The organism is Actinoplanes sp. NPDC049598 (assembly GCF_040675435.1).
Taxonomy (GTDB): Bacteria; Actinomycetota; Actinomycetes; order Mycobacteriales; family Micromonosporaceae; genus Actinoplanes.
This window is the reverse complement of the sequence record NZ_JBFAOX010000031.1, coordinates 39323-55159: the sequence shown is the minus strand read 5'-3', so window position 1 is coordinate 55159 and position 15837 is coordinate 39323. Positions and strand designations below refer to the sequence as shown.

The 15837-nt window shown below is 70.8% G+C and carries 21 protein-coding genes and 1 riboswitch; of the genes, 8 read left to right on the top strand and 13 right to left on the bottom strand.

Features of this window, described 5'->3' with window-relative positions:
* Nucleotides 1-6: 6 nt before the first annotated feature.
* Together xylB and AB0J66_RS42555 are read left to right on the top strand one after the other, a co-directional pair.
* Nucleotides 7-1407: a xylulokinase gene (gene xylB, locus AB0J66_RS42560; RefSeq protein WP_364673218.1), complete on the top strand. Its 1401-nt coding sequence runs from the start codon at nucleotides 7-9 to the stop codon at nucleotides 1405-1407.
* Between the two features lie 9 nt (nucleotides 1408-1416).
* Nucleotides 1417-2880: an MFS transporter gene (locus AB0J66_RS42555; protein WP_364673216.1), complete on the top strand. Its 1464-nt coding sequence runs from the start codon at nucleotides 1417-1419 to the stop codon at nucleotides 2878-2880.
* Here AB0J66_RS42555 and AB0J66_RS42550 read toward each other — a convergent pair.
* The 7 genes from AB0J66_RS42550 to AB0J66_RS42520 all read right to left on the bottom strand — a co-directional run bounded on the left by AB0J66_RS42550 (nucleotide 2791) and on the right by AB0J66_RS42520 (nucleotide 7976).
* Nucleotides 2791-4410 carry an alpha-amylase family glycosyl hydrolase gene (locus AB0J66_RS42550; protein WP_364673214.1) on the bottom strand — a complete coding sequence of 540 codons (1620 nt, stop codon included), beginning with the start codon at nucleotides 4408-4410 and terminating at the stop codon, nucleotides 2791-2793. The genes AB0J66_RS42555 and AB0J66_RS42550 overlap by 90 nt on opposite strands.
* 9 nt (nucleotides 4411-4419) lie before the next feature.
* Nucleotides 4420-5136, bottom strand: a complete 717-nt coding sequence (locus AB0J66_RS42545) for an HD domain-containing protein (RefSeq protein WP_364673212.1) — start codon at nucleotides 5134-5136, stop codon at nucleotides 4420-4422.
* A gap of 21 nt (nucleotides 5137-5157) precedes the next feature.
* A complete protein-coding gene (locus tag AB0J66_RS42540; RefSeq protein WP_364673210.1) occupies nucleotides 5158-6036 on the bottom strand; it encodes an MHYT domain-containing protein in 879 nt (292 codons plus the stop codon).
* Between the two features lie 175 nt (nucleotides 6037-6211).
* A complete protein-coding gene (locus AB0J66_RS42535; protein ID WP_179855124.1) occupies nucleotides 6212-6355 on the bottom strand; it encodes a GPGG-motif small membrane protein in 144 nt (47 codons plus the stop codon).
* Between the two features lie 43 nt (nucleotides 6356-6398).
* Nucleotides 6399-7142 carry a metallophosphoesterase gene (locus AB0J66_RS42530; protein WP_364673208.1) on the bottom strand — a complete coding sequence of 248 codons (744 nt, stop codon included), beginning with the start codon at nucleotides 7140-7142 and terminating at the stop codon, nucleotides 6399-6401.
* On the bottom strand, nucleotides 7139-7387 hold the full coding sequence (locus AB0J66_RS42525) for a hypothetical protein (protein ID WP_364673206.1): 249 nt from the start codon (nucleotides 7385-7387) through the stop codon (nucleotides 7139-7141). Before AB0J66_RS42525 ends, AB0J66_RS42530 begins: the two co-directional genes overlap by 4 nt.
* Before the next feature lie 13 nt (nucleotides 7388-7400).
* Nucleotides 7401-7976, bottom strand: a complete 576-nt coding sequence (locus tag AB0J66_RS42520; RefSeq protein ID WP_364673205.1) for a nucleotidyltransferase — start codon at nucleotides 7974-7976, stop codon at nucleotides 7401-7403.
* 179 nt (nucleotides 7977-8155) lie between these two features.
* Here AB0J66_RS42520 and AB0J66_RS42515 point away from each other — a divergent pair, with 179 nt between their 5' ends.
* The gene (locus tag AB0J66_RS42515; protein WP_364673203.1) at nucleotides 8156-8845 is read left to right on the top strand and encodes a dTMP kinase; all 690 of its coding nucleotides are present in this window, start codon (nucleotides 8156-8158) and stop codon (nucleotides 8843-8845) included.
* Here AB0J66_RS42515 and AB0J66_RS42510 read toward each other — a convergent pair.
* Nucleotides 8842-9516, bottom strand: a complete 675-nt coding sequence (locus tag AB0J66_RS42510; protein ID WP_364673202.1) for an SDR family NAD(P)-dependent oxidoreductase — start codon at nucleotides 9514-9516, stop codon at nucleotides 8842-8844. The two genes, AB0J66_RS42515 and AB0J66_RS42510, sit on opposite strands and share 4 nt — an antisense overlap.
* A 550-nt stretch (nucleotides 9517-10066) precedes the next feature.
* Here AB0J66_RS42510 and AB0J66_RS42505 point away from each other — a divergent pair.
* Entirely contained in the window at nucleotides 10067-11071 is a 1005-nt protein-coding gene (locus AB0J66_RS42505; protein WP_364673200.1) for a sigma-70 family RNA polymerase sigma factor, read from the top strand.
* Nucleotides 11072-11153: 82 nt separating this feature from the next.
* Here the strand turns inward: AB0J66_RS42505 and AB0J66_RS42500 are convergent, their stop codons facing one another.
* The 3 genes from AB0J66_RS42500 to AB0J66_RS42490 all read right to left on the bottom strand — a co-directional run bounded on the left by AB0J66_RS42500 (nucleotide 11154) and on the right by AB0J66_RS42490 (nucleotide 13211).
* A complete protein-coding gene (locus AB0J66_RS42500) occupies nucleotides 11154-12068 on the bottom strand; it encodes a C40 family peptidase (protein WP_364673198.1) in 915 nt (304 codons plus the stop codon).
* Between the two features lie 57 nt (nucleotides 12069-12125).
* Nucleotides 12126-12256: riboswitch (cyclic di-AMP (ydaO/yuaA leader) on the bottom strand.
* A 206-nt stretch (nucleotides 12257-12462) separates the two neighbouring features.
* Nucleotides 12463-12789, bottom strand: coding sequence for a DUF3817 domain-containing protein (locus AB0J66_RS42495; protein WP_364673196.1), 327 nt, complete (start codon nucleotides 12787-12789; stop codon nucleotides 12463-12465).
* A 17-nt stretch (nucleotides 12790-12806) separates the two neighbouring features.
* Nucleotides 12807-13211: a hypothetical protein gene (locus AB0J66_RS42490; RefSeq protein WP_364673194.1), complete on the bottom strand. Its 405-nt coding sequence runs from the start codon at nucleotides 13209-13211 to the stop codon at nucleotides 12807-12809.
* Between the two features lie 92 nt (nucleotides 13212-13303).
* On the opposite strand from AB0J66_RS42490, the gene AB0J66_RS42485 reads away from it, so the two are divergent.
* Complete coding sequence (locus AB0J66_RS42485) at nucleotides 13304-13552, top strand: DUF6158 family protein (RefSeq protein ID WP_364673192.1); 249 nt, start codon at nucleotides 13304-13306, stop codon at nucleotides 13550-13552.
* 9 nt (nucleotides 13553-13561) lie between these two features.
* On the top strand, nucleotides 13562-14086 hold the full coding sequence (locus AB0J66_RS42480; protein WP_364673190.1) for a DUF1360 domain-containing protein: 525 nt from the start codon (nucleotides 13562-13564) through the stop codon (nucleotides 14084-14086).
* Nucleotides 14087-14132: 46 nt separating this feature from the next.
* Here the strand turns inward: AB0J66_RS42480 and AB0J66_RS42475 are convergent, their stop codons facing one another.
* A complete protein-coding gene (locus AB0J66_RS42475; protein WP_364673188.1) occupies nucleotides 14133-14285 on the bottom strand; it encodes a hypothetical protein in 153 nt (50 codons plus the stop codon).
* A 20-nt stretch (nucleotides 14286-14305) separates the two neighbouring features.
* On the bottom strand, nucleotides 14306-14500 hold the full coding sequence (locus AB0J66_RS42470; protein WP_364673187.1) for a hypothetical protein: 195 nt from the start codon (nucleotides 14498-14500) through the stop codon (nucleotides 14306-14308).
* Nucleotides 14501-14794: 294 nt separating this feature from the next.
* Between AB0J66_RS42470 and AB0J66_RS42465 the strand changes: the two genes are divergently transcribed.
* Both AB0J66_RS42465 and AB0J66_RS42460 read left to right on the top strand, forming a co-directional pair.
* The gene (locus tag AB0J66_RS42465) at nucleotides 14795-14992 is read left to right on the top strand and encodes a hypothetical protein (protein ID WP_364673185.1); all 198 of its coding nucleotides are present in this window, start codon (nucleotides 14795-14797) and stop codon (nucleotides 14990-14992) included.
* A 48-nt stretch (nucleotides 14993-15040) separates the two neighbouring features.
* Nucleotides 15041-15835: an ANTAR domain-containing protein gene (locus AB0J66_RS42460; RefSeq protein WP_364673183.1), complete on the top strand. Its 795-nt coding sequence runs from the start codon at nucleotides 15041-15043 to the stop codon at nucleotides 15833-15835.
* Nucleotides 15836-15837 lie beyond the last annotated feature (2 nt).

Here is a 15837-nt window from a genome sequence, read left to right as displayed (position 1 = left end):
GACGACATGACGCTTGTAGCCGGGATCGACAGCTCCACCCAGTCCTGCAAGGTGGTCATCCGCGACGCGGAGACCGGCAAGCTGGTCCGTCAGGGCCGGGCGAGCCATCCGGAGGGCACCGAAGTGCATCCGGATGCCTGGTGGTCCGCCCTGCAGGAGGCGATCGAGCAGGCCGGCGGCCTGGACGACGTGGCCGCGGCCTCGGTCGCCGGCCAGCAGCACGGCATGGTGGTGCTCGACGAGAACGGCGAGGTGGTCCGCCCGGCGCTGCTGTGGAACGACACGCGCAGCGCCGGCGCGGCCGCCGACCTCATCGCCGAGCTCGGCGGTGGGGACAAGTGGGCCGAGGCGGTCGGCATCGTGCCGGTGGCCAGCTTCACCCTGACCAAGCTGCGCTGGCTGGCGAAGAACGAGCCGGAGAACGCGGCCCGGGTGGCCGCCGTCTGCCTGCCGCACGACTGGCTGACCTGGAAACTCACCGGGTCGACGAACATCGACGACATCAGGACCGACCGCAGCGACGCCAGCGGCACGCTGTACTGGTCGGCCAGGACGAATGAATACCGGCTCGACCTGCTCGAGCTGGGCTTCGGGCGGCGGATCAAGGTGCCCGAGGTGCTCGGCCCCCAGGGCATCGCCGGGCACCTGCCCAACGGCGCCCCGCTCGGCCCGGGCGCCGGTGACAACGCGGCGGCCGCGCTGGGCACCGGGGCCGGCACCGGCGACGTGATCGTCTCGATCGGCACCTCGGGCACGGTCTTCGTGAGCTCCGAGGTCTCGCCGAATGACGCGACCGGCACGGTGGCCGGGTTCGCTGACACCACCGGCCGGTTCCTGCCGATCGTGGTGACGCTGAACGCGGCCCGGGTCCTCGACGCGGCGGCCAAGCTGCTCGGCGTCGACCACGCCGAGTTGTCCCGGCTCGCGCTCAGCGCTCCGGCCGGCGCCGACGGGCTCGTGCTCGTGCCGTACCTGGAGGGCGAGCGCACGCCGAACCGGCCGGACGCCACCGGGGCCGTCCACGGCCTCACGCTCAAGACCTCCGACCCGGCCCACCTGGCCCGGGCCGCGGTCGAGGGCATGCTGTGCGCGCTCGCCGACGGTCTCGACGCGCTGGTCGCGAACGGGGCCACGGCCAACCGGATCGTGCTCGTCGGCGGGGGCGCCCGCAGCGAGGCGGTCCGCCGGATCGCGCCCGAGCTGTTCGGCCTGCCGGTGCTCGTGCCGCCGCCCGGTGAGTACGTGGCCGACGGCGCGGCCCGTCAGGCGGCCTGGGTCGCCCTCGGCGGTGACGAGCCGCCCGTGTGGACGGCTGAGTCGCCGGAGACGTACGAGGCCACGCCGGTTCCGCTCATCCGGCAGCAGTACGCAGTCGCGCAGGGGGCGGTTGTCGATCGCGCCCGCTAACCTTTGCGGGTGAGCAGGGGAGGCGCCGCCCATCGCGCGTACAGCGTGGTGGTGTTCGTGGTCCTCGCCTCGCTCGACAACGTCGCCATCGGCCTGGTGCCGCCGCTCTACGGCAGCATCGGGGACGCCTTCGGGGTCGGCGAGGGCCACATCGCCCTCGCCACCACGATCATGTTCCTGATCAGCGCGGTGGCCGCGATCGGCTTCGCGTACGCCGGGGATCGCACCGACCGCAAGCCGGTGCTGATCCTCGGCACGCTCATCTGGGTCGCCGGCACCGCGTGGTCGGGTCTGGCCGGCAGCTACCCGAGCTTCCTGATCGCCCAGATCGTCGCCTCGTTCGGCCTGGGCGCGGTCGCCTCGGTGAGCTTCGCCGTGGTCAGCGACCTGATCTCGCCCAAGCGGCGCGGCCTCGTAATGAGCTTCTGGGGCCTTTCCCAGGGGGTCGGCACGCTCGGTGGCACCCTGGTCGGCGGCCTGCTCGGCCACTCGAACTGGCGGGAGCCGTTCCTGATCACCGCGGTGGCCGGCGTCGTGGCCGGGGTGGCGTACATGTTCACCTACAACGTGCCCCGCGGCGACAGCCAGCCCGAGCTGGCCGGGGTCGACTACGACGAGCGGATCCACCACGACCACCTGCCCCTGATCCTGCGCCGGCGCACCAACATCTGGCTGATCCTGCAGGGCAGCACGGCCCAGATCGCCCTCGGGTCGCTGGTCTGGCTGCCCGTGCTGTTCCGGTCGCGGGCCGAGGACCAGGGCTATTCGGCCGGCACGGCCGTGCTGGTGGGCAGCGTCTTCGCCACGCTGTTCCAGCTCGGCGGCGCCCTGTCGATCCTGGGCGGCCTGGCCGGCGACCGGCTTCAGCGCCGTACGCCCCGGGGCCGCGCCCTGGTCGCCTCGGCCGGGGTCGTCGCGGCCGTCCCGTTCTACATCGTGTTGTTCTTCGTCCCGATGGACATCGAGGTCCCGGACGGCGGCGGGACGGGCGCGATCATCGGGGCCGTGCTGGGCAGCGTCTTCACCTCGCCCACGGTCGGCCTCTGCCTGGCCACGGCCGTCTTCGCGCTGATGCTGACCTCGGCCAACTCGCCCAACTGGTTCGCCCTGATCGCCGACGTCAATCCGCCCGAGCACCGCGGCACCGTCTACAGCCTGGGCAACCTGGTCAACGGATTCGGCCGGGCCGGTGGCAACGCCATGGTCGCGGTGGCCTTCCGCGGGCTGGCCGGCGCGTTCCCGCCGCCGCTCAACTACGCGGTCGGGCTGGCCGCCTTCCAGCTCTTCTGGGTGCCCACCGGCGTGATGTTCTGGCTGGCCAGCAGGACGGTGGCGAAGGACATGGCCGACACCCACGCCGCCCTGCTGACCCGCGCGGCGGCCCTAGAGGCGCGCCCAGACGGTGACGTCGGTGGGTACCCGCCCGTCGTCGAGGGGCTCGCTGCTCAGCAGGACGGTGGCCCCGGCCGGTAGCTCGACCGCGTCCGGCCCGAAGTTGGTCACCACCAGCACGTCACCGTTGGTGAAGGACAGAGAGTCGGACTTGCCGGACCAGGTCAGCCGGCCGCCGCCCAGACCGTGCTCGCGCCGGATGGCCAGCGCGGAGCGGTAGAGCTCCCAGGTCGAGCCGGGCACCCCCTGCTGGCGGTCGGCCGCGTACTCGGCCCAGACCGCGGGCTGCGGCAGCCAGCTCTTGTCGCTCGGGCCGAAGCCGTACGAGGGCGCGTCGGCCTCCCACGGCAGCGGCACCCGGCAGCCGTCCCGGCCCCGCTCGGTGTGCCCGGAACGCTCCCAGGCCGGGTCCTCGCGGACGTCGTCGGGCATCGTCGTGTGCTCGGGCAGCCCGAGCTCCTCGCCCTGGTAGAGGTAGGCCGAGCCGGGCAGGGCGAGCATCAGCAGCGTGGCCGCCCGGGCCCGGCGCAGGCCGAGCGCGGTGTCGGGCTGCGGGTCCCCGGCGCCGATGCCGTGCATCCGGGCCTGCCCGACCGGGTAGCCGAGCCGGGTCGAGTGCCGCACCACGTCGTGGTTGGACAGCACCCAGGTCGTGGTCGCGCCCACCTCGTCGTTGGCGGCCAGCGACTCGTCGATGATCTCGGCCAGCCGGGCCGGGGCCCACGGCGCGTCCAGGTACGGGAAGTTGAAGGCCTGGTGCATCTCGTCGGCCCGGACGTAGCGGGCGAGCCGGGACGCCGGCTGCACCCACGCCTCGGCGACCAGGATGCGGCCGCCTTCGTACTCGTCCAGGGTCGAACGCCACTGCTGGTAGATCGCGTGCACGCCCTCCTGGTCCCACATCGGCGGCGGCGGGCCGGCCGGCTCCAGACCACCGAGGATCTGGCTGGTCGACGTCCAGTCGGCCAGGTCCTTGTCCTTGATCAGGCCGTGCGCGACGTCGACCCGGAAGCCGTCCACGCCCCGGTCCAGCCAGAACCGCAGGATGCCGGCGAACTCCTCCCGCACCTCCGGGTTGTCCCAGTTGAGGTCGGGCTGGGTGACGTCGAACAGGTGCAGGTACCACTGCCCGTCGGGCAGCCGCTCCCAGGCGCTCCCACCGAAGACGCTCTGCCACGAGTTCGGCGGCTCCGAGCCGTCCGGCCCCTTGCCGTCGCGGAAGATGTAGCGGGCCCGCTCCGGGCTGCCCTTCGCGGCCGCCCGGGCGGCCCGGAACCACTCGTGCTCGCTGGAGGTGTGGTTGGGCACCAGGTCGACGATGAGCTTGAGCCCCAGGTGGTGCGCCTCGGCGATCAGCTTGTCGGCGTCGCCGAGGTCGCCGAAGCGCGGGTCGACGCCGCGGTAGTCGGCCACGTCGTAGCCCGCGTCGTGCTGCGGCGAGGGATAGAACGGGGAGAGCCACACGGCGTCGATGCCGAGCTCTCGCAGATAGGGCAGGCGCCCGGTGATGCCGGGCAGGTCGCCCATCCCGTCGCCGTCGCTGTCGGCGAACGAGCGGGGATAGACCTGGTAGATGACGGCGTCGCGCCACCATTGTTCTGAGCGGGGCATACCCCCAGGCTAATCGTCCAGGATGGCGGCGAATCTCTCCTCGGCCAGGTCCAGCTGGTCGAGGATGTGGTCCTTGGCGGCGATCGACAGCGGCGTGTCGGGCCGGCCGACCAGCTCGCGCAGCTTCGGGACCAGCGGGCGGTACTTGACGGCCGCTTTGAAGGCTTTCTCCGGGGTCGTGTGGACCACGCCCACCCCGTTGTCGGTGAAGTCCGAGACCTTGATCACCCGGGCCCACGGGTCGCGTTCCAGGCTGTCCGCCACGTGCTGCCGGTACTGCTCGTGGCGGTCCCGGTCGCGGTCGTACTCCGGGTTGGTGACCGAGCGGACCAGCTCGGCCGTGCGCGGGCCGAACCGGCGGGCCAGCTCGGCGATCGCGGCGTCGGTCAGCTCCTGATAGGTGCCCGAGGACCGCCCGGCCAGCTCGGCCGGGTGGTCCTCGACGGCGTCGTGCAGCAGGGCCGCGCTCAGCACGTCGACGTCGCGCACCCCGTAGTACCTGATGATCCGGATGGCCACCCGGAGCAGGTGGTTCAGGTACGGCTCGCGCACCCGCCGGTCGTTCGCGTGCAGCCGGGCCGCCAGGTCGAGCGCCTCGACCAGCCGCTCCCGCTCGCCGGCCGGGAACGACTCCAGCTCCAGCAGGAGCCGCTCGCGCAGGCCGGCCTCGCCGTACACCTCGGTGATCGCGTGCAACGGCATCGACAGCAACATCCGGGGCGCCATGCCGAGAACGTACCGGACACCTCACCCGTTGGTGGGCGTCCGCACGGGAACCGGGCGCGGCGAGGGCCGCCGGACGGTCGGCGTGGCGATCGTGGCCTGCTTGAGCGACCACGGGACGGCGGTGTCGGCGTGCGCCCCCCGGCGCGGCGTGCCCGCCCCGTCGGTGAACTCCTCCTCGGTCATCGCCTGCAGCGCGCTCAGCGCCACCCCGACGATGGTGGCCGCGGTGATCAGGGTGATCGGCACGATCATCGTGAGGGGCCGGAAGCCGTCGACGGCGGCCGTCGCGCTCGGGTCGAGGTGGACCGACATCGCGGCCATGCCCGTGTAGTGCATGCCGCAGACGGCCACTCCCATGATGGCGGCGGCGCCGCTGATCGGGACCCAGCCGCGGACCGAAATGGCGAACCACAGGGCCACGGTCGACGCGACCACCGCGATGAGGGCCGAGGCGACGACCAGGGCCAGGTTGTACCGCATCTCGCCGGCCACGTGCATGCCGTACATGCCGGTGTAGTGCATGGCCAGCACCCCGCCGCCGGTCAGCACGCCGGCCGCGATCACCTTGGGCAGGCTGCGCCGGCCGTGCCCGACGATCAGCAGGCCGGTGCCGACCGCGGCCACGGCGAAGACGAGGCTCAGCACGGTCATCGGGATGTCGAAGCGCACCGGGCTGTCCGGCACCTCGAAGCCGAGCATGGCCGCGAAGTGCATCAGCCAGATGGCGCCGCCCCCGATCGCGAAGGCCGAGATGACCAGCCAGCGGTTGCGCCGGCCGGCCGTACGGGCGTCCCGTGCTCGCGCCGTGCCCAGCAGCCCGAAGAACGAGCCGAGAAAGGCCAGCAGATAGGCGGCGAGCGGGTTGAAGACGCCGTACGTGAAGTGATGAACCTCGGCCACGACAGAGCCACCTCGCGATGAAGATCGACGGATTTCCGGAATTGATTCAGTCAGAAATCCGCGGAACGTCATCGCACGAACAGTGCGGCCCGCATATGAATGGAGCCGGGGCCACCCGTTCAGGTGGCCCCGGCTCTGAGGTTTACCGGGGGACTTAGATCGTTGGGGCGGGGGATCAGGTGAAGATGCTGACGCCGCCGGGGCCGACCAGGAGGCCCACGATGATCAGCACAATTCCCCAGAGGAGCTGCCGCCGGAACAGGGCGAGGATACCGGCGACCACCAGAATGACTGCGAGGATCCAAAGGAGTACGTCCATGCGCCCCAGGTACCCGAACGCCCGGTTTCTCTAAACGTGGTTCTCACACGGACGTGAGTGACGTCTCGATCTCTTCCGAGAGCAGCTGGTACACGTTGTACGCCTGCTTGATCACGGGGTGCGCGACGTTGCGGACGGGCACCCCGCCCGGGGTCCGTCCGCGCTCGGATCCGTGGTGCGCGTGCCCGTGCAGGGCCAGCGCGACCGGCGCCGAGTCGATCGCCTGCCCGAGCTGGTAGCAGCCCAGGAACGCGTAGATCTCCAACGGCTCGCCGACCAGCGTCTCGGGCACCGGCGCGTAGTGGGTGAGGGCCACCAGCGCGTCGCACTCGACCGAGTGCAGCGCCTCGCGCAGCGCCGCCGCGTACCGTTCGCTGGTGCCGACGAAGTCCTTCATCTCGCGTTCGCCGAAGTTGCTGGCGCAGGCCCCGGCGAACCCGCCGCCGAAGCCCTTGGTGCCGGCCACGCCCAGCCGGTGGCCGTTGAGCTCGAGCACGGTGGCCGCGCCCTCGAGCACGGTGATCCCGGCGTCCTCGAGCACCCCGGTGACCTGCTCCTGCTGGTCGCTCTGGTGATCGTGGTTGCCGAGCACCACGACGACCGGCACGGCCAGGCCGCCGAACTCCTTGGCGAAGCACTGCGCCTCCTCGACCGTGCCGTGCCGGGTCAGGTCCCCGGCGATCAGCAGCGCGTCGGCGCGGTCCGGCAGTTCCTCCAGGGCGGGCCGGTAGCGGCCCACCACGTCCTTGTCCACGTGGACGTCGCCCACGGCGGCGATCCGGATCATGAAATCTCCTCCACCTCACTGGGCGCTTGGGCCCGAGTGATGCCGATGTCGCAGGTGATCTCCACCTCGGGGTAGCGCGAGGTGATCTGCCGGCAGATCTCGTCCCGGCGCTGCGCGCTCTCCACCTCGCCGCCGAGCACGATCGAGTGGTCCCGGCGCTGAACCGTGATGCCCTGCTCGGCGATCCGGTCGTGCTCGGTGAGCAGCCTCTGGATCTCGGCCTCGAGATCGATGTCGTTCGTCATAGGTCCCGGCCCTTCACTTGGTTGCCAGCGCCTCGGGCAGCGGAACGACGTCCAGCCGGTCCAGCAGAATCAGAAACGCCTCGGCGTACGGTGATTTGCGCGTCTCCCGCCGGACCCGGTCCCAGTCGATCTGCTCGCGCAGCGAACGGGCCACCGGAAGTCCCGTGGCGAAGTCGCAGTAGTGCTGGCTGTAACTCATCAACTTGTGGATCATCAGCTGGCTGGCCGAGAGCACCGGCATGTAGATGGCCTCGACCGAGATCTGCTCGGTGTCGCGCAGCGTCTCGTCGGTCACCGGCGTCTCCACCGGGCGGTAGATCAAGTCCACCATCCGGTCGGAGTCGTAGACCTTGACCAGCCAGTCCTCGGGCGGCTGTTCGGTGCGGAAGCCCACCTTGGCCAGCTCGGCCAGCGCCTGCTCCTTGTCCTGCTCGCGGAGCAGGAAGTCCACGTCGTGGTCGCTGGAGTGGCCGCCGTGCGCCCACACCGCGAAGCTCCCGCCCAGCGCGAACGGGATGGCCGCCGCCTTGAGCGTCGAGGCGACCTTTTTCAACGTGGTGGCCAGGCCCTCGTCCACCTGGTGCGGCATGTTCTCCCCCTGTCGACGGGTGCGGTCCTGTGCCGGTTACGACTACCCGGGCGGCCCCGCGTTTGAACCGCCGACCTTGTGGATCTTCGGGCAAATCCACTGGAACCCCCATTTTGGTACGCCGATGACCGCCGTCGCCGGAAAACCGCATGTGCACCTGCCGGTTACCGTTGGTTGGCATGACCCTCCGCACGATCGCGCTGATCGGCATCGACGGCTCCGGCAAGACGACGCAGGCCCACCGGCTGGCCGAGGAGCTCGCCGCGGCCGGGCGGCCCGCCGTCTACCGGCGCAACGCCGGCGGCCGGCACTGGGTCGGCAAGGTGGCCGTGCGGCTGGGCAAGCGCGACGCGGAGGATCTGATCGGCCGGCGCGCGATGCTCTTGGTCGAGTCGGTGCTGCGCTGGCTGGCCATGCTGCGCACGCTGCTGTGGCGCGCGCTGGTCGGTGGCGTGGTGGTCATGGACAGGTACGCCTACTGCCAGTACGCGAGCCTGCGGTCGCGCGGCGCCCGTCCGGCCGCCGAGCGCCGCGCCCGCCTCGCGTACCGCCTCTTCCCGAAGCCGGACGTGACCTTCCTGCTGGCCGTCGACCCGGCCGTGGCCCAGCAGCGGATCGACGCCCGCGGCTACGACCACGAGTCGATGGCCTACCTCACCGCCGCCGACGCCGCCTACCGCTCCCTGCCGGAGTTCCCGTCCTTCGTCGTGATCGACGCCAATGGCACGCCCGACGAGGTCTCGGCCGCGCTGCACGCGGCGCTCTCGTCCTCCCCGGTGTCCCGGCGCCGCGGCCTCCTGCTCGCCGGCGCGGCCACCCTGGCGGCCATGGTCACCGTCCTCGGCTACCAGTTCGCCGAACTGCTCTAGACGGGAATCTGCGCGCCCGTCGTCGGCCGCGACGCGTCCGAGGTCAGGAAGAGCAGCACCGAGGCGACCTCCTCGGCGCTCGTCCACTTGCCCGGATCGGCGTCGGGCATGTCCCGCCGGTTGAGCGGGGTGTCGACGATCGCGGGCAGGAGGGTGTTGCACCGGACCGCGCTGCCCTTGTACTCGGCCGCGACCGAGCTCGCGAAGGCCAGCACGGCCGCCTTGGCGATCGCGTAGCCCGACCCGCCGGGGAACGGGGCCAGGGCCGCCCGCGCGGCCACGCAGACCACCGAGCCACCGCCGGCCGCCACCAGGTGGGGCAGGGCGGCCGCGGTGACCAGATACGTCGGCCGCAGGTTGGCCGCGAGCATGGCGTCGAGCCCGGCGATCGGCGTCTCGTGGATCTTCCCGCCGACCGCGAAACCGCCCACCAGGTTGACCACCGCCCGCAACGGAGCGCCGGCCTCGGCCGCCGCGACCGCCATGGCCGCGGTGACCTCGGTCTCCTTCTGGAGGTCGCCCTCCACCGCCACGGCACCCGAGGGCAGCCGTCCGGACGACCCCGGACGGACCGGGGCGACCACCCGCCAGCCCTCCGCCACGAACCTCTCGACCGCCGCCGAGCCGATGCCGCCGGCCCCGCCGGTGATCAGAACCGTGCCCTCGCCCATGTGCCCTCCCGCTGTGTTTTTCGTCACCCCGGCCGTCCGGATGGTCCGGGCGCTCCGAACCGTTGTCGAACGGTGGGTCACTCGCCTGGGCATCACCCGTGCGGGCGAGTGAACTGCGCCGCCGCGTGCCGCATTGTGGCAGGTGGTCCCGTTCGGTGAACGCCTCGGGATCTTTTCGATGGTGCTTTTGTTTCAGACCCGTAGCGAACCTGACGATCCACCACCTGAACCCGGGAAGCCACTCGGCCGTACAGGGTGGTGACGAGCGTCCCAAGGACCTTGGTGATGCCCGTCGCTGTGATCGATGAGGGACCGGTGGTGTCATGGGACGAGCGACGGGTATCCGTCTGTCAGCGCTGCCGACAACCAGGGCGCGTGGGAATGCCAGCGGAGTGACACCTGCTCAGGAACTACGCACTGGGCTCTCAGCTATCACCCAGGCATTCGTGACACTTTCGACCCACCAGCCGGAATCAGTACAGGCAGCAATTTGTTGTGTAGATGCCAGTAACCGCAATACGCGAACTGCGGACGTTACGGGGAGGAACTGATGGACACAGGTATCGCCCGTAGCGGGGTTAGTAGTGATGGCAATGAGGGGACCGTGGGCAACGTGGAGAAGAGCACCGTCTTGAGGACCGATCAGGTTGCCGAAGAGCGCGACCTCGTTGGCGTCTACCTGCACGAGATCTCACGGACGCCGCTTCTGGACGCCGCGCGGGAGGTGGAGCTCTCCAAGGCGATCGAGGCCGGCCTGTACGCCGAGCACCTGCTCGAGACCGGCGAGGCCAAGCGCGGCGTGAGCCGCGAGGAGCTGGAGCGGCTGGTCACCGAGGGCCAGAAGGCCAAGGACCTGTTCATCCGGGCCAACCTGCGGCTGGTCGTGTCGATCGCCCGGCGCTACGTGCGTTCCGGCATGCCGATGCTCGACCTCATCCAGGAGGGCAACACCGGCCTGGTCCGCGCGGTCGAGAAATTCGACTACGAGCGCGGCTACAAGTTCTCGACGTACGCGACCTGGTGGGTCCGTCAGGCCATCAGCCGGGCCATCGCCCAGCAGGAGCGCACCGTGCGTCTCCCCGTGCACCTGGTCGAGGACGTCAACCGGATGCGCAACGTCACCCGTCAGCTCGTCCGCGAGCTGGGCGGCGACCCCGAGCCCGAGCAGGTCGCGGCCGCGCTCGGTGTGACCGTGGAGCGGGTCAACGAGCTCACCCGCTGGGCCCAGGACACGGTGTCCCTGGACACGCCGGTCGGCGACGACGGCGACACCAACCTCGGCGACCTGGTGGCCGACAGCGACGCCCCCTCGCCCGAGGACATCGTCCTGACCGCCCTGGAGCGCCAGCGCATCGAGGGTCTGCTCAACCACCTCGACGACCGGTCGGCCGGCATCATGCGGGCCCGCTACGGCCTCGAGGACGGCCGGGAGCACTCGCTGACCGAGGTGGCCTCGCGCTTCTCGCTCAGCCGCGAGCGCATCCGCCAGCTCGAGATCCAGGCGCTCGGCCGGCTGCGTGAGCTGGCCCGGGCCGAGGGCCTGCAGGCCGCGTAAGGTTCCTTCCTCCCCCCGCCCACAGACGCGAAAGGCCGGTACCCGACGGGTACCGGCCTTCATCGTGTGCGCTGGCGGGTCGCTAGACCCGGCCGTATCCGTACGGGGTCATGACGTTGATGGAAACCTTCTTGACCACCGTGCCGGTGTGCGGCGCATGAATGATCATGCCGTCGCCGACGTAGATCGCGACGTGCCCGAGACTTCGGTAGAACACGAGGTCGCCGGGTTGCAGCTCGGACTTGCTGATGCGGGTCGTCGCACTCCACTGGGCCTCGGTGTTGTGCGGCAGCGACTTGCCCGCCGCGGCCCACGCGCCCATTGTCAGGCCCGAGCAGTCCCAGGTGCTGGGGCCGTCGGCGCCGAACACGTACGCCTCGCCGAGCTGGGCATAAGCGAACGAGACAGCCTTGCCGGCCGAACCCGCGATGGTCGGAACGGGACCGTTGTACTTGGTGGGGGTCTCTTGCGCCTGGCCGTAGGCCTGGGTACGCATGGCCATCAATTTCTTGATGTCCTTCTCGATGCCGGTCTTCTGGGTGGCCAGCGCCGTGACCTGAGCCTGCTGCTTGGCCTGGGTCGCCTTGAGGGCGGCCTGGCGGGAGCTGAAGTTCTGGGTCGCCTCGGTGTAGGCGTCGATGTCGCGCTGGTTGGACCGGGTGATCTGGTCGAGATAGCTGATCTTGTCGACCAGGTCGTCCTGTCCACCGGTCAGCAGAGCGGTCATCGGGCCGACCCGGCCCTGCTTGTACGTCGTCGCCGCGAGGGTGCCGACGCGGGCGCTGGCGGTCTTGAGCGCGGCCTGGGCCGGAGCCAGGGACGCCGCGAGCTTCTTCTCGTCCGCGATCGTCTTCTGCAGGTTGATGCGCATCTTGTTGTAGTTCTCGGTGACGTCCTCGAGCTGGTTGGACGCCGCCTCGATCTTCTTGGTGAGCTCGCTCGTGGACGGCGCCGCGTGCGCGGCCGTCGCCAGAGACCCGGTGATCGCGACAGCCATGGTCGCGACTGCGAGCGCCCGAAGCCTCGTACGGAGGTGTGGCACCGGTTAGTGGCCTTTCTTCCGCTTGGCCGCCTACCGGGTCAGCTGTCGGGTTGGGGCCCGGAAGAAGCCCTCCCGCGCGCACGCGGATTCACCCCAGAAACACGGTTTCCCGGCTCCGGCGTGGGACTTTGCGCGCTCGGGGGAGGGCGGCGGTCGTCACGCAGGATTGGGCGGCGTTGGCCGGCGCCACCGAGGGGAGTGGCTGCGGACCGAACCAACCGCATTAACTTATCGGGGGAAACATCAAATGCAAGCTGTCACAGAGTGATTTAAGACTGCGGACCGCTTTGCGTCATTGATCCCGATAACAGATAGTCATTCGGCCGGGACAATGTGTTGATGGTCCCTCTCAAGCCGGACTATTCGCAAGCTCGGCCTGACGCTCCGGAATCCACTGCTTGCTCACCTTGCGCTCGACCCAGAACGACAGGAACGGGATCGTGCCGGCCAGCATCACGGCGATCATGCGGGGGAACGGCCAATTCGCCCGGCGGGACAGGTCGAAGGTCAGCGCCAGGTAGACCATGAACAGGAAGCCGTGCAGCGGGCCGACGACCGCGACCACGGAGGCGTTGTCGGCCAGGTACTTCAGCGGCATGCCGACCACCACGAGCGCGAGCAGGCCCACGCCGACGATGTAGGCGATGATCCGGTAGCGGGTCAGGGCTCCCTGCACAGTGGCACGTCCTTCTTCTACTTCGGCCCGGGGTAGTCGCCTGGGCGGGCCCCCGGGTGTTCCTTCAACCAGGCCAGATAGTCGTTGTAGGCGGCCGTCTCGGGATCATCGGCGTCCGCGGCCGGGCGCACGGCCACCCGGACCGGCCGGCCGACGGTAACAGCCGTACCTGGGAGCCTCTCCGGCTCCGGCTCGTCGCCGTGCGACGGGTCCAGCTTGCGCCGGGCGAGCTGGACCTCACGCCACCAGAGGAAGACCACGAAGCCCGCGAAGACCGGCCACTCGAACATGTAGCCCCAGCTGATCGCGTTGCCCCCGGTGGCACGGCTGAACTGCCACCAGCCCAGCACCAGGCACCCGAAGAACAGGATCAGCGCCAGGACGTGCCGGGCGATCCACGCCGGAGTCCACAGGCCCTTCATGCCCTTGAGCGTACCGGCGTGGGTTTGACCCCCGCCCGCACGGGCAACCGTGCTGGCAGCACACCGACCACCCGCGCCCACGGAGGTACGCCATGACCGATGCCCAGGACTCCTCGGCGCCCCTCATGGAGAACGGGATCGACCCCGCCGGCCTGGCCGACGAGGACCTGTTCCGCGAGCTGGGCAGCCTCTACCGCACCCGGCTGGCCACCCTCCGGCACGGGCCCGACGCCGCCCTGGCCAACCACTTCAAGCGGACCGCCGAGCTCGAGACCGAGTACCTGGCCCGCAATCCCGGGCGCGAGGTCGACCAGGACCGGCTGACCCAGGACTTCCAGTAAGGAGCCACCTTGACCGAGACGCTGCGCGCCCGGCTGGCGCGCGTCGGCCAGTCGTACGCCCCCCACGAGCACCGGCCGCTCGCCGGCTACCTCGCCGCCATGGGCGCCTTCAGTGCCCTGGCCGCGAGCCTGGCCGCCGCCGCGAAGGTCACCGGGAAGCCCGCGCCGGAGCGCCCCTCCCTGGGTGACGTGGCGCTGCTGTCGATCGCCACCCACAAGCTGAGCCGGCTGATCGCCAAGGACTCGGTCACGAGTCCGCTGAGGGCGCCGTTCACCCGTTACAGCGAGCCGGCCGGCGCGGCCGAACTCAACGAAGAAGTACGCGACCACGGCAGCTCCCTGAAACACGGGATCGGCGAGCTCATCACGTGCCCGTTCTGCCTGGCGGTGTGGGTCGCCACCGGCCTCACCGGTGGTCTCGTGCTGGCCCCGCGCCTCACCCGCCTGGCCGCGACGACTTTGACGGCCACTGCGGTCTCCGACTTCCTGCAGATGGCCTACGACATCTCCAAGCACGCCGCCGAGGGCGACTGATCTTTCACCGTCGAAAAAGCCGCCCCTCAGCGCGAGGGGCGGCTTTTCAGGGTGGCCCGTCCTTTTCGAGGCCGGACGAGCCATCCGGGCTCTCGGGCTCGCTGTCGTCCCGGTCCGCGGTGACGTCCTCGTCGACAGCGGTGTCGCTGTGCTCCGAGGCGAAGTCCTCCTGCTCGTCCGGATCGCCGATCGGCTCCATGCCTTCCCTTCCCGTTCGGTTTAGAGGACCCGCAGGGCCTCGGCTGCCTCGTCCTGTGCGTACTCGCCGTCCGGCAGCGCGTCGATCCGGGTCATGGCCGTGGCCGGCAGATCGGCCGCGATGGCCCGGCGCTGCAGGTCGGCACTGCTCAGCCGCTCCTGCGCGTCGAAGGCGTCGTCCAGAAAGGCGTCCAGCTCACGAAACTCATCGGTCACGGCCCGAGGACTACCCCCGGCACCCGGCGACAAACGCTGTGGTGGGCGTCACATCGGCTAACGGAATCGTGACCCCCGTCCGACCGTTGAGAGCAGATGTCGGTGTGCCCAGTGTCCCCGGGCCTCACCCATTGCCTTCACGGAATACCGTTCGGCTGGAGCCGTGATGAGCCACTCGCCGCGAGGCGACCTGCACACCGATATCGCGCCGTCCCCGGTCCGCCGGGGGCGGCGCACCCTTTCTCCGGCCCGGCGCGGTTTGGGGGAAGGGCGGGCGCGGGTACCCGATCTCTCATGACTGATGACCGGATCAGGCAGCGGGCCGCCGATCTGCTCCCCGAGGAGCAGGGCAGCGCCGACCCGCGCGCGCAGGCCGAGGCGATCCTCGCCGATTCGGACGAGCGCGAGGCCGACCTCGAGGCGGCGCCGGACTCGTTCCTGGAGCACCGCCGGTCGGATCAGGCCGCGGCCACCGGCGAAACCACCCGGTAGAGGCACAAGGCTTACGTGATCGTCAATGGTCATGGCAGGATGCCCCGCGTGCCTGCCCCAAATCGCCGGGTTTCTTCCGCGCAGCGTGGCCCCGCCCGGGTGCTGACCCGGCCCGGGCGCCTCCGCGCGCCCGCGGGCCGCCCGGCGGACCCCAGCGGGCCACACCCGCTCGAGCTGGCCGGCCTGCTGCACGAGCTGTCGGCCCGGCTGCTCTCGGCCGACAGCTTCACCGCCGCCCTCGAAAGGCTGGCCCAGTTCACCGCGGGGGCGGTGCCCGGCACGATCCGCTGCTCGGTCGCCCTGATCGGTGAGGGCGGCCCGCCGACCCGGACCGGCCACGGCCCCGCCGGCGAGGGAGTGGACGCCCTGCAGTACGACCAGGGGACCGCGGGACCCGGCCTGGAGGCGGCCCGCACCCGCGCGCTGGTCATCGCGCCCGATCTGGCCGGGGACCAACGCTGGCCCGAACTGGCCGGCGTGGCCCGCGCCGAGCGGGTCCGCGCCGTCGCCGCCATCCCGCTCGACCTGCCGCGGGCCGAGGTGGGCGCGCTCAGCCTGTACTTCGACGAGCCCGGCGCGCCCGGCCCCGACCGCCTGCTGATCGCCATGGCTTTGGCCAGCCAGTCCGAGGTCCTGCTGGACGAGCTGCGCCGCCGCGACGCCCTGAGCGCCGGCGCCACCGTCGACCAGGCCATCGGCGTCATCATCGCCCAGCGCGGCTGCGGCGTCCGCGAGGCCCGCGACGTCCTGCGCGACACCGCCCAGCGCCTGGGCCTCGACCCCCAGGCCGTAGCCGCCCGCCTGCTCGCCGTGGCCGCCCGCTCCCGGCCCACCGACACCTGACG